This window comes from Curtobacterium sp. MCLR17_043, assembly GCF_003224215.1.
GTDB classification, from domain to species: domain Bacteria; phylum Actinomycetota; class Actinomycetes; order Actinomycetales; family Microbacteriaceae; genus Curtobacterium; species Curtobacterium flaccumfaciens.
Map to the genome: position 1 here is coordinate 235,331 of NZ_QKLH01000001.1, position 12,364 is coordinate 247,694.

At 70.6% G+C, this 12,364-nt stretch carries 12 protein-coding genes; 1 reads left to right on the forward strand and 11 read right to left on the reverse strand.

The annotated features are described in order from the left end of the window. Positions 1–8 precede the first annotated feature (8 nt). The 8 genes from DEJ03_RS01145 to infA form a co-directional block, all read right to left on the reverse strand. Complete coding sequence (locus DEJ03_RS01145; protein ID WP_110863212.1) at positions 9–3,215, reverse strand: BTAD domain-containing putative transcriptional regulator; 3,207 nt, start codon at positions 3,213–3,215, stop codon at positions 9–11. A 39-nt stretch (positions 3,216–3,254) separates the two neighbouring features. Next, positions 3,255–4,373 carry an aromatic acid exporter family protein gene (locus DEJ03_RS01150; RefSeq protein WP_110863213.1) on the reverse strand — a complete coding sequence of 373 codons (1,119 nt, stop codon included), beginning with the start codon at positions 4,371–4,373 and terminating at the stop codon, positions 3,255–3,257. 157 nt (positions 4,374–4,530) lie between these two features. Beyond that, complete coding sequence (gene rplQ / locus DEJ03_RS01155) at positions 4,531–5,109, reverse strand: 50S ribosomal protein L17 (RefSeq protein WP_071245471.1); 579 nt, start codon at positions 5,107–5,109, stop codon at positions 4,531–4,533. A gap of 63 nt (positions 5,110–5,172) precedes the next feature. Beyond that, on the reverse strand, positions 5,173–6,168 hold the full coding sequence (locus DEJ03_RS01160; RefSeq protein ID WP_017885506.1) for a DNA-directed RNA polymerase subunit alpha: 996 nt from the start codon (positions 6,166–6,168) through the stop codon (positions 5,173–5,175). Positions 6,169–6,373: 205 nt separating this feature from the next. After that, entirely contained in the window at positions 6,374–6,772 is a 399-nt protein-coding gene (gene rpsK / locus DEJ03_RS01165) for a 30S ribosomal protein S11 (protein ID WP_017885507.1), read from the reverse strand. A 9-nt stretch (positions 6,773–6,781) separates the two neighbouring features. Beyond that, positions 6,782–7,156, reverse strand: coding sequence for a 30S ribosomal protein S13 (gene rpsM, locus DEJ03_RS01170; protein ID WP_017885508.1), 375 nt, complete (start codon positions 7,154–7,156; stop codon positions 6,782–6,784). A gap of 186 nt (positions 7,157–7,342) precedes the next feature. Then, on the reverse strand, positions 7,343–7,459 hold the full coding sequence (gene rpmJ / locus DEJ03_RS01175; RefSeq protein WP_022903266.1) for a 50S ribosomal protein L36: 117 nt from the start codon (positions 7,457–7,459) through the stop codon (positions 7,343–7,345). Between the two features lie 70 nt (positions 7,460–7,529). Further along, positions 7,530–7,751 carry a translation initiation factor IF-1 gene (infA, locus tag DEJ03_RS01180; protein WP_017885509.1) on the reverse strand — a complete coding sequence of 74 codons (222 nt, stop codon included), beginning with the start codon at positions 7,749–7,751 and terminating at the stop codon, positions 7,530–7,532. Positions 7,752–8,045: 294 nt separating this feature from the next. Between infA and DEJ03_RS01185 the strand changes: the two genes are divergently transcribed. Next, complete coding sequence (locus tag DEJ03_RS01185) at positions 8,046–9,341, forward strand: LCP family protein (protein ID WP_110863214.1); 1,296 nt, start codon at positions 8,046–8,048, stop codon at positions 9,339–9,341. Positions 9,342–9,486: 145 nt separating this feature from the next. Here the strand turns inward: DEJ03_RS01185 and map are convergent, their stop codons facing one another. Genes map through secY form a run of 3 tightly spaced genes read right to left on the reverse strand, consistent with a single transcriptional unit; the run spans position 9,487 to position 12,235 of the window. Beyond that, the gene (gene map, locus DEJ03_RS01190; RefSeq protein WP_375342288.1) at positions 9,487–10,266 is read right to left on the reverse strand and encodes a type I methionyl aminopeptidase; all 780 of its coding nucleotides are present in this window, start codon (positions 10,264–10,266) and stop codon (positions 9,487–9,489) included. A gap of 59 nt (positions 10,267–10,325) precedes the next feature. Continuing rightward, positions 10,326–10,916, reverse strand: a complete 591-nt coding sequence (locus DEJ03_RS01195) for an adenylate kinase (RefSeq protein ID WP_110863215.1) — start codon at positions 10,914–10,916, stop codon at positions 10,326–10,328. Continuing rightward, positions 10,913–12,235: a preprotein translocase subunit SecY gene (gene secY, locus DEJ03_RS01200; RefSeq protein WP_027466722.1), complete on the reverse strand. Its 1,323-nt coding sequence runs from the start codon at positions 12,233–12,235 to the stop codon at positions 10,913–10,915. Before secY ends, DEJ03_RS01195 begins: the two co-directional genes overlap by 4 nt. Positions 12,236–12,364 lie beyond the last annotated feature (129 nt).

Below are 12,364 nucleotides of genomic sequence, written 5' to 3' on the forward strand. Positions count from 1 at the left end.
CCGCACCGTCAGCGGTCGCTGAACCGCAGCTGCTCGAGCAGCGTCCGCGCCCGTGCGACGGCCTCGGCCCGGTCCCATCCGGCCGAGGCCGTCTCGGCGTCCGTCATCGCCGCGTCGCCGAGCACGGCCGCGAGCAGCGGGCGCATCCGGGCGTGGGCGAGCACGCCGAAGTCCTGCCGTGCCCCGAGCCGTGCAGTGAGGCCCCACGCCTGGACGGCCCGATCCGGCTGACCGCTCCGGGCGGCGGCGAGCGCCAGCCCGAGCAGGGTGGTCCCGACCACCGGCAGGTCGAGCCACCACGGGTGCAGGCGCAGCATCACGAGCGCGCCGACCCGCAGGCGCCTCGCCACCGCCACGCCATCTGCCGGGAGGCTCGGTGCGGTCCCGTCGGTCCGGCTCACCGCCGCCTCGTCCGCGGCTGCGATCCGCGCGACGCCCGCGATGAGGCTCCAGTGCGGCGTCTGCTTCCGGATCGGGACGATGGACTCCCAGGCGGCGGCGTACGCCGTCGCGGCCGCGTCGAGGTCGCCCTCGTACCGTGCGCACTCGGCGGCGATCGCCGTCGCGAGGACCCCGATCTGCATCCGGTCGCCGTCGAACCCGCCACGACCCTCGACCGGCCGGTGCCGCAGGTCGTCCGCGATGCTCCGCGCGCGCACCACGTCACCGGTCGTCGCGGCGCAGAGGCCGACCGTCCAGCCGATCTCGTACAGGTCGTCGTCGGCACCGAACCGCTCGAGCTGCGCCCGCGCGGCCTCGGCGGCCGCCAGTGCCTCACGGTGCCGCCCGGTCTGCGCGAGCAGCTGGGTGACGGTGACGGCGATCGACCCGGTGGTCCAGGCGTCGTCGCTCGTCCGCGCGAGCGCCTCGGCGCGACGGGCGTACCGCAGGGCGACGACGGTGTCGCCGTCGTTCTCGGCCAACGGCGCACTGAGCATGTTCGCCAGGCACGCCACCCCGGCATCCGGGTCGTCGCGGTACCGGGCCAGCAGCGCGGTGCCGTCGTCGGGACGCCCGAGGGTCAGCACCAGCGCGGACTGTGCGTCGAGGACCGCGAAGCCGGTGCTGCCGCCGGCGAGCACCCGGCGGAGCGTCGACACCGCGAGCGCCGCGGTCCGTCGGTCGTCGAACGCGGCCGAGGCTCCGGCGACGACGAGTCCCACCACGACGGCGGTACGGTCCGCCGACGTGGGGGCGGTCCGGCGGAGCAGTGCCACGACCTCCGGACCGACCGCGACGACCTCGCCGTGCGCCCCGCGGAGCGACCAGTAGCCGGCGAGCGCCGCGAACAGGTGCGCCACGGCCGACGGGTCCCCGGCGGCCAGGCTCCAGCGCAGCAGCGTGATGAGGTTGTCCGCCTCGCGCCCGATCTGCCGGAAGGACTCGAGCTGTGGCTCCCCCGTGATGGTCAGCAGGTTGCGCGCAGCGGTGAAGCCACGGCCCCATCGGATCATCGCCGCCCGGACGTCCTCCGTGGCGCCGGCATCCCGGAGCCGCGCCCCGCCGAACTCACGGACGGTCTCGAGCAGGCGGTAGCGGACGGGGTCACCCTCGTGCTCGACGAGCTGCACGAGGGACTGCTCGACGAGTTCGGCGAGGTCGTCGAGCGCGTCCGCACGGCGCTCCGGGACCGCGACGGCCTCGACGGCGTCCACGGCCAGGCCGTCGGGGAACAGCGCGAGCCGGGTGAGCAGGTCCTGCGCACCGTCGTCGAGGAGCCGCCAGCTCCACTCGACGACGGCGAGCAGGGTGCGGTGCCGCTCGGGGGCGCTGCGGTCACCGCCCCGCAGCAGCGCGAAGCGGTCGTCCAGCCGACGTTCGATCTCGTCCGTGCTCATGCCGCGGATGCGTGCGGCTGCGAGCTCGATCGCCAGGGGGGAGCCGTCCAGCCGGCCGCAGATCCGACGGACGGCATCAACGGGCAGCACGGCGCCGGGTCGGGCTGCCCGGGCCCGGTCGGTGAACAGGCGGACCGCCGCGCCGTCCTCCTCGACCGGCAGGGGTGCCAGGGGCGCGATGACCTCACCGGCGATCGCGAGCGGCGCCCGCGAGGTCGTCAGGATCCGCAGGTCGGGAACGGTCGCGAGCAGGTCCGCGGCGAACGCGGCGACCTCCGCGACCAGGTGCTCGCAGTTGTCGAGGACGAGCACGGTGGGACCGTCGGCGAGTGCACGGACGACTCGGGCACCGAGGTCGGCGGCGACGGCGTCCCGAAGCGACCGCGCCGACCGGAACTCCGCGATCCCGAGCAGTGCGGCGAGGGCGGGGACGACGTCCTCCGGTGCGCCGAGCGGTGCGAGCTCGAACACCACGACACCGCAGGTGGGCGGCAGGCCGGATGCGACCGCCTGTGCGAGGCGGGTCTTGCCGAGCCCGCCCGCACCGAGGATCGTGACGAGCCGGTTCGCCGACAACAGGTCCGAGACGACGGCGAGGTCCTCCTGCCGCCCGATCAGCGCGTTCGGCGCCGCACGCAGGCCGACGCGTCGAGCGGTGCCGCTTGCGGGTCCGGACCGGCGCAGCAGCTCGGCGTTCAGGCGGACGAGGTCGGCCGAGGGGTCGGCGCCGAGTTCATCGGCCAGGCGGTCGCGGTGCGCCGCGAACACGGTGAGCGCCTCGGCGATGCGGTCCGCGGCCGCGAGGGCTCGCATCGACCCCGCGGTGGCGACCTCGTCGAACGGGTTCGCCCGCGCCTCAGCGGCCCAGACCTCGGCGGCCTCGCCCGCGCGGCCCTCGGCGAGCAGCGCGGTCCCGAGAGCGCGGGCCAGACCCCGGCGGACCGCGGCGGCGCGGACGGCGAGCGCCTCGCCCACGTCGCCCACGACGTCGGCACCGGGGTCGCCACGCCAGAGTTCGAGTGCCGCGGCGAGTTCCGCACGGTCGCTGCTGCCGAGAGCTCGTTCGGCGCGGGACAGGTCGACGTCGCCGGGGCCGCAGCCGAGCGCGTACCCGGTGCTCGTCGACACGACGAGTCCGTCCACCACACTCCGGCGCAACCGCGACACGAGCGTCTGCAGTGCCGCACGAGCACCCCGTGGGCGCTCGTCGGGCCAGAGGGCGTCGATCAGGGACTCGGTCGTCAGGGCGTTGCCGCGCGCCAGCACGAGCGCGGTCAAGAACGCCCGTGCGAGCGCTCCCGGCACCGCGTTCGGTGTGCCGTCGACACCGTCCACCGAGACCGGTCCGAGGACGGCGATGCGGGGACGGTCAGACACGGTGGCGAGTCTACGGACGGCTCCGGACGGAACGGGCGGTCAGCCGCGTGGTCGACCGAAGGCGGACGGGCCGGTCCGGGTGTCCAGGTCGTCTGTGGCGCGTCGCTCGGACTCGACGATCCCGCGCAGGGCCACGAGCGCGGCCGAGGTGACCGCGACGTGGGAGGGGTTCTCACGCGAAGCGTCGAGCGCGGTCTCGAGTCGAGCGATGGCCTCTTCGGCCTCGTCCTCCGGGGAGTCGCCACGGATCGTGCTGGCGATCTTCCGCAGCGCATCGGCGATGGGGGTGGCGAACGCGGGGTCCGGACGCCCGACGCCCTCGGAGACCGGACCGGAGCGCGCCACGAGCTCGGTGAGGTCGGTCGTGTACCAGGCGACGCGTTCCAGGGCCCGGAAGCGTCCACCGTCCTTCTGGAGCCGCGCTCGCGACCCGCGCAGTGCACCACGGGGGTTGAGCCGGCGGCTCTCGTGCGCGATCGCCACCCGCGACCGCACGTCCGCGATCGCGCGGTCCAGGCGGTCCTGCTGGTGGTCCCACGCCTTCTCGTCGCGCTTGCCCTCCTCGAGCACGGCTGCCAGCCCGTCGAGGTGGTCCGCCAGCACACCGTTCACCGCGTCGATGCGGTGTTCGGCGTCCCAGAAGTGCAGCGGCGGGAACACCAGGAAGTTCACGAGCAGACCGACCACGACGCCCACCGCCATCTGCACGAGGTACCCGAGCGAGTAGCCCTCGGCGTGCGCGCCGCCGACGAGCAGCACGAAGAGCGCCGCGGTGGACACCCAGGAGCTGCCCTCGCCCAGCACGCGGAACCCGCCGACGAGTACGCCGACGCCGACCGCGAGCGCGATCGCGAGGAAGCCGGGGTCGCCGACCCACATCGTGAACGCGGCGATGAGGATGCCGAGGGCGATCCCGACCAGGGTCTGCACACCGCTCCGGATGCCCGCGAACACCGTGGTCTGCATCGCGACGACGGCGCCGAGTGGTGCGTAGTACGGGTACTCGGCTGCGACGCCCGGGATGTGCTGCGCCACGAACCAGGCGATCACCGCGGCGGCGGCGGCCTTGCCGGCGTGCAGCAGGCGCGGCTGCGTGCCCGAGGTCCGGCTCCACCGCCAGACCCTCGTCCCCAGACCCGCAACGTGCTGGAACGCCATGACTTCCTTCCCTGTCGTACCGGTCGGCCACCCTACGGGGCGCGTCGTGCGTGCCGTGGTGTCCGGACCCGTGACCAGCTTCGGACACGAGGAAGCCCCCGCGACCTGGGTCGCGGGGGCTTCCTCGTGGTGGTGCAGCGCCCCGGAGGGCACCAGACTACTTGGTGTCGGCGTCGTCCGACTTCTCGGCGGCGTCGGCCTCGACCTCGGCAGCAGCCTCGGTCTCGGACTCGGTCTCGACCGGGGCGGACTCCTCGGTGGTCTCGGTCTCTTCGACCGGGGCCTCCTCGGTGGTCTCGTCGGCGGCGGGCTCGTCGACCGGGGCGGCAGCAGCGGCCGGAGCCGAGTTGCGCTTGACCGGAGCGGGCGTGCTCGAGACGGGCTCGAGGACGAGCTCGATCGACGCCAGCGGGGCGTTGTCGCCCTTGCGGAAGCCGAGCTTCGTGATGCGGGTGTAACCGCCCTGGCGGTCCTCGACCTGGGGAGCGATCTCGGTGAACAGCGTGTGCACGACGGACTTGTCGCGCAGGATGCTGATCACACGACGACGCGCGTGCAGGTCGCCGCGCTTCGCGAACGTGATGAGACGCTCGGCGACCGGGCGGAGGCGCTTGGCCTTCGTCTCGGTGGTCGTGATGCGACCGTGCGTGAAGAGGGCGTTGGCGAGGTTGCTCAGGAGCAGGCGCTCGTGGGCGGGACCGCCACCGAGGCGGGGGCCCTTGGTGGGCTTCGGCATGTCAGTTCTCCAGTGGTGAAAGTGGTGCGCGCGGTGTCAGCGCGCTTGCGCGTGAGCGCGAGGTCAGTTGTTGGACTCGTCCTCGTCGTACCCGCTGTAGAAGTGGGCGCCGTCGAATCCGGGGACGGTGTCCTTGAGGGACAGGCCGAGCTCGGTGAGCTTGTCCTTGACCTCGTCCACCGACTTCTGACCGAAGTTGCGGATGTTCATGAGCTGCGTCTCCGACAGGGCGACGAGCTCGGACACCGTGTTGATGCCCTCCCGCTTCAGGCAGTTGTAGCTGCGGACCGACAGGTCGAGGTCCTCGATCGGGGTCTGCAGTTCGTTCGAGAGCACGGCGTCGACCGGCGCGGGGCCGATCTCGATGCCCTCTGCCGCCGTGTTGAGCTCGCGAGCGAGCCCGAACAGCTCGACCAGCGTGCGACCGGCCGACGCGATGGCGTCGCGCGGCGTGATGGCCGGCTTCGCTTCGACGTCGACGACCAGGCGGTCGAAGTCCGTGCGCTCACCGGCACGCGTCGCCTCGACGCGGTAGGTGACCTTGAGGACGGGCGAGTAGATCGAGTCGATCGGGATCTGACCGGCTTCGCTGAACTCGGAACGGTTCTGCGTCGCCGAGACGTAGCCACGGCCACGCTCGATCGTGAGCTCGAGCTCGAAGCGCGCGGTGTCGTTCAGAGTCGCGATGACGAGTTCCGGGTTGTGGATCTCGACGCCGGCCGGAGCGGAGATGTCCGCCGCGGTGACCTGACCGGCACCCTGCTTGCGCAGGTACGCCGTGATGGGCTCGTCGTGCTCGCTGGAGACGACCAGGCTCTTGATGTTGAGGATGATCTCGGTGACGTCTTCCTTGACACCGGGAACGGTGCTGAACTCGTGGAGGACGCCGTCGATGCGGATGCTGGTGACAGCCGCGCCGGGGATCGAGGAGAGGAGCGTGCGGCGCAGCGAGTTGCCGAGGGTGTAACCGAAGCCCGGCTCGAGCGGCTCGATGACGAAGCGCGAGCGGTGCTCGGAGATCGGCTCCTCGGTCAGGGTGGGGCGCTGTGCAATGAGCACTGTGGGATTCCTTTCGGCGAAGTGTCCGCTATATGACACTTGGCGGTACGACGGGGCCGCATGGGCCCCGACGGGTCTGTTGAGTTGTGATCACGCGCACACACGTGCGCGATCGAACGACCAGGAATGGCCGCGGGCCCTGCCCGCCCTCGCCGGAACGGATCCGGTCAGGGGACGAGCAGGGCGCGGCCGGTTGCTCCTCGCGTCAGACGCGACGGCGCTTGGGCGGGCGGCACCCGTTGTGCGCCTGCGGCGTGACGTCGTTGATCGAGCCGACCTCGAGGCCAGCGGCCTGGAGGGAGCGGATCGCGGTCTCGCGACCCGAACCCGGGCCCTTCACGAAGACGTCGACCTTCTTCACGCCGTGCTCCTGCGCCTGACGCGCAGCGGACTCGGCGGCGAGCTGCGCCGCGAACGGCGTCGACTTGCGCGAACCCTTGAAGCCCACGGCACCCGAGGACGCCCAGCTGAGGACGGCACCCGACGGGTCGGTGATGCTGACGATCGTGTTGTTGAACGTGCTCTTGATGTGGGCCTGGCCCACAGCGACGTTCTTCTTCTCCTTGCGGCGCGGCTTGCGCGCGGCAGTCTTGGGGGTAGCCATCGGGGTCTCCTATCGAGCCTTCTTCTTGCCTGCCACGGTGCGCTTCGGTCCCTTGCGGGTACGAGCGTTGGTCTTGGTGCGCTGACCGCGCACCGGGAGACCACGACGGTGGCGAAGACCCTCGTAGCTGCCGATCTCGACCTTGCGGCGGATGTCGGCGGCGACCTCACGGCGGAGGTCACCCTCGACCTTGAAGTTGCCCTCGATGAAGTCACGGAGGGCGACGAGCTGGTCGTCGGTCAGGTCCTTGACGCGGATGTCACCGGAGATACCGGTCTCCGTCAGTGCCTGGACGGCGCGGGTACGGCCGACGCCGTAGATGTACGTGAGTGCGATCTCCACGCGCTTCTCGCGCGGGATGTCGACGCCTGCTAGACGTGCCATGTGATGGCTGCTCCTGTTGTCGATGGAGGTGTGGCGCAGTACCGGTGCTCGGGCCTCCGCCCCGAGGTGTCCCCCGGTCGTCGTGCGACCGGGTTCTGGTACTGCGTTGTCGATCTTCAGTTGTGGGTCGTGCTCGAGCAGCCTGGTGTCCGATGGACACCGTCGGCGCCGGTCACGCGCCCGGGACTAGCCCTGGCGCTGCTTGTGACGCGGGTTGCTCTTGCAGATCACCATGACGCGGCCCTTGCGGCGAATCACACGGCAGTGTTCGCAGATGGGCTTGACGCTGGGGTTGACCTTCATGGTTCTTTCCTCGTGCTCGCTGGCTTCGTGCTCGGCAGGATTGCCGTGCCGTTCCTTTCCAGCTCGCGGATCACTTGTAGCGGTAGACGATCCGGCCGCGGGTCAGGTCGTACGGGCTCAGCTCCACGATCACGCGGTCCTCGGGGAGGATGCGGATGTAGTGCTGGCGCATCTTCCCGGAGATGTGCGCGAGGACCTTGTGTCCGTTCGTCAGCTCAACGCGGAACATCGCGTTGGGCAGAGCTTCGAGCACCGAGCCTTCGATCTCGATGACGCCGTCTTTCTTGGCCATAGCCTCACTGTCGCTTGGTTGTGGAACAGGTGTGATCCCCGAACCGGTCTGCGGGTCGGTCGCCACACCCGAGAGGGCATGACACACCAAAGATCGATCTTATGTGGTAAACCCGCAATTGCCAAGTGGGGACGCGGAACACCCCACGTCTGGGGCTTCCGGGGCCGTGCCTGAGCGTTGCACAGTGGTTTGACGGCGCGCTCCGGGCGCACACATGCGCGCGAACCGTAGTTTTGCTCCGCAGCCACGTCCGTCGCACCAGCAGATCGCGCCGGACCACCGAACGGAGAACACGTGCCCGACGCCACCCGACGCCCCTTCGCCAGCCACGGCAAGCAGGCCCGTCGCCGGGGTTGGGGCACGCTCGTCACCGTCGTCGCGTCCGCCGTCGCCGTCCTGCTCGTCAGCGGTACGAGCGTCGCCGCGATCGCCGGGGCACAGCTCGCCACCGCGCCGCAGACCGTCGCGCTGAGCACCGACGACCAGAGCACCGCGAAGACCGCCGACATCTCGGCGATCAAGGGCGGAGCGAACATCCTGCTCATCGGGAGCGACACCCGGGTCGGCCAGTTCGACTCCGACGAGGACGTCGAGGGCGCCCGCAACGACGTCACGATGCTCATCCACATCTCGGCGGACCACCAGCAGCTCACCGCGGTCAGCTTCCCCCGTGACCTGATGGTCCCCATCCCGGCCTGCACGAACCCCGCGACCGGCACGACCTACCCGGCGTCCACCTCGGCGATGTTCAACACCGCGCTCGGCAACGGCGGTGTCTCCTGCGTCGTGGACACGGTCGAGAACCTGACCGGCCTGAGCATCCCCTACGCCGGGCTCATCACCTTCGACGGCGTGATCGAGATGTCGAACGCCCTCGGCGGCGTGGACGTCTGCGTCGCCGAGCCGATCGACGACACGTTCACCGGCCTGCACCTCACGACGGGCTCGCACTCCCTCGAGGGCTCGGACGCCCTCGCCTTCCTGCGCACCCGCCACGGGGTCGGCGACGGCAGCGACCTCGCCCGCATCAGCTCGCAGCAGGTGTTCCTGTCGGCGCTCCTCCGCAAGGTCACCTCGGACGGCACGCTCTCGAACCCGATCACGCTCTACAAGCTGGCCGGCGCCGCCCTGTCCAACATGACGCTGTCCGACGGCCTCGCCCAGACCGGCACCCTCGTCAAGCTCGCGGCCGCCCTGCGTGGGATGAGCACCGCCAACATGCTCTTCGTGCAGTACCCGGTGGCCGACGACCCCGCCGACAGCGCCCGCGTGATCGTCGACCAGGAGACGGCCCACACCCTGAACGTGGCGCTGCAGAACGACGTCCGGTCCTCGCTGAGCGACTCGAGCACCGGTCGCGCGTCCGAGGAGTCGCCGTCGAGCGGCGGGACGTCGAGCGGCACCGGGTCGTCCGGCTCCTCGGGGTCGTCCGGCACCTCGGGTTCGTCCGGGACCTCGTCGTCCGCCGGCACACCGTCGGCGACGTCGAGCGCGACCGCCACGCGGACGCCGACCGCGTCGGCGACGCCGCTGCCCTCGTCGATCACCGGGCAGAGCGCCTCCGAGGAGACCTGCTCCGTCGGCAACTGACGCGACGCCACGGCGCGTGCGCCCGGCGGTGGTCGGGTGGGTCCACGCGACGTCGTCGACGCGGCGGACGCCAGCCGGGCCTCCCGGCCGTCGCATCGAGCGGAGACACCCAGCGTGGGCACCGCGCGCGGACTGGAGGCCCGTCCTACGGGATCGGGACGGGCGTCACACCCAGCGGGGCCAGGCCCCGAGCGCCGCCGTCGGCGGCCGTGAGCACCCAGATGCCGGCCGCGTGCACCGCGACGCTGTGCTCCCAGTGCGCGGCGTCCGAGCCGTCGAGCGTCCGGACCGTCCACTCGTCGTCGTCCGTCGAGCTGTCGATCGCGCCGGCCGTGACCATCGGCTCGATGGCGACCACCAGCCCCGGCTTGACAGCAGGTCCGGCACCGCGGACGCGGTAGTTGAAGACCGGCGGTTCCTCGTGCATCGACCGACCGATGCCGTGGCCGGTGTAGTCCTCGACGATGCCCCACGCACCGGTCTCGTCGATCGCGTCCTCCACGGCCGAGCCGACCTCGTGCAGGTTCTTCGCGTGAGCGAGCGCGGCGATGCCGTGCCAGAGCGACCGCTCGGTCGTGTCACAGAGCGTCTGGCGGGCTGCGGTGACCGCTGCGTCGCCACCGGGCACGACGGTCGTGAACGCGCTGTCGCCGTTCCAGCCGTCAACCTCGGCGCCGGCGTCCACCGACACGATGTCGCCGGGCGCGAGCACGCGCTCACCGGGGATCCCGTGCACGATCTCGTCGTTCACCGACACGCACAGCGTGTGGCGGTAGCCGGGCACGAGCTGGAAGTTCGGGACCCCCCCGCCGTCACGGATGGTGCGCTCGGCGATCGCATCGAGTTCACCGGTGGTGGTCCCCGGACGGATCGCTGCACGGACGGCGTCGAGCGCCTCGGCGGTCAGCAGGCCCGGCCGGACCATCGCCCGGAGCTCGTCCGGGGTCTTGTAGATCGAGGGCTTCTTGAACCGCACCACGCTGGTCAGACGGTCGCGGAGAGCCCGCGGCCCGCCAGTGCCGTCTGGATGCGGTCGCCGACCTCGTCGATGGCACCGAGGCCGTCGACGTCGACCACGAGGCCACGCTCGCCGTACGCCGCCACGATGGGCGCCGTCTGCTCGGCGTAGACCTGCTGGCGACGACGGATCGTCTCCTCGTTGTCGTCGCTGCGGCCCTGGTCCTCGGCCCGCTTGAGCAGGCGACCGACGAGCTCGTCCTGGTCGGCGACGAGCTGCACGACGGCGTCGATCCCGGTGCCCTGCTCGGCGAGCAGTGCGTCGAGGTACTCGACCTGACCGACCGTGCGCGGGTAGCCGTCCAGCAGGAAGCCGTGCTCGGCATCGGGCTCCTGCAGGCGTGACTTCACGAGCTCGTTCGTCAGGGAGTCCGGCACGTAGTCGCCGGCGTCCATGATCGCCTTCGCCTGCACACCGAGGGGCGTGCCCTCTGCCACGTTCTTGCGGAAGATGTCCCCGGTCGAGATCGCGGGGATCCCGAAGGAGTCGGCGATCCGGCCGGCCTGGGTGCCCTTCCCGGCTCCGGGAGGTCCGACGATGATGAGACGTGCGCTCAACGGAGAAGCCCTTCGTAGTGACGCTGCTGCAGCTGCGAGTCGATCTGCTTCACGGTCTCGAGACCGACACCCACGATGATGAGGATGCTCGCGCCACCGAACGGGAAGTTCTGGTTCGCGCCGAACAGCGCCAGTGCTGCCAGCGGGATGAGCGCGATGAGACCGAGGTAGAGCGAACCGGGCAGCGTCACCCGGGTGAGGACGTAGTCGAGGTACTCGGCGGTCGGACGACCGGCACGGATGCCGGGGATGAACCCGCCGTACTTCTTCATGTTGTCGGCGACCTCTTCGGGGTTGAAGGTGATCGCCACGTAGAAGTACGTGAACCCGACGATGAGCAGGAAGTACAGGACCATGTAGAACCAGTTGTCACCCGAGGTCAGGTTGTTCTGGATCCAGGTCACCCACGCGGCCGGCTCGGAGCCGTCCGAGGGCTGGTTGAACTGCGCGATCAGGGCCGGCAGGTACAGCAGCGACGAGGCGAAGATGACGGGCACGACGCCGGCCATGTTCACCTTGATCGGGATGTAGGTGTTGTTGCCGCCGTACGTCCGCCGCCCGACCATGCGCTTGGCGTACTGCACGGGGATCCGCCGCTGTGACTGCTCGACGAACACGACGGCCATCATGATCACGAGTCCGACCAGGATCACGAACAGGAAGAGCTCGAACGACTGCGACTGCTCGATCGCCCAGAGCGCCGACGGGAACTGCGCCGCGATCGACGTGAAGATCAGGAGCGACATGCCGTTGCCGATGCCGCGCTCGGTGACGAGCTCGCCCATCCACATGATGAGGCCGGTACCGGCGGTCAGCGTGACGACCATCAGCATGATGGCGTACCAGCTGTCGTTCGAGATGATCGACGTGCAGGACGCGGAGGCGTTGGTGCCGAACAGGGCGCCGGAGCGGGCGACCGTGATCAGCGTCGTGGACTGCAGGACACCGAGCGCGATCGTGAGGTAGCGCGTGTACTGCGTCAGCTTCGCCTGGCCGGACTGGCCCTCCTTGTAGAGGGTGTCGAAGTGCGGGATGACCACACGCAGGAGCTGCACGATGATCGACGACGTGATGTACGGCATGATGCCGAGCGCGAAGACCGAGAGCTTCAGCAGCGCGCCGCCGGAGAAGAGGTTGATGAGGTCGTAGAGACCGCCGGAGGACGACGCGCTGGCGAGACAGCTCTGCACGGCGGCGTAGTCGACGAACGGTGCCGGGATGTACGACCCGAGACGGAACAGCGCGATGATCGCGAGGGTGAAGCCGATCTTCTTGCGAAGATCAGGGGTGCGCATGATGCGCGCGACCGCTCTGAACACGATGACTCCGAACTTGTGGGACCGGGGCCGTCGATCGCGGCCGGACCGGTTTCGGTCGGCAGGGCCGACCTGGCCGACGGATGCCGGCCACTGTCAAGGAAACCGTAACGGCGGCCCGTGCGCAAACGC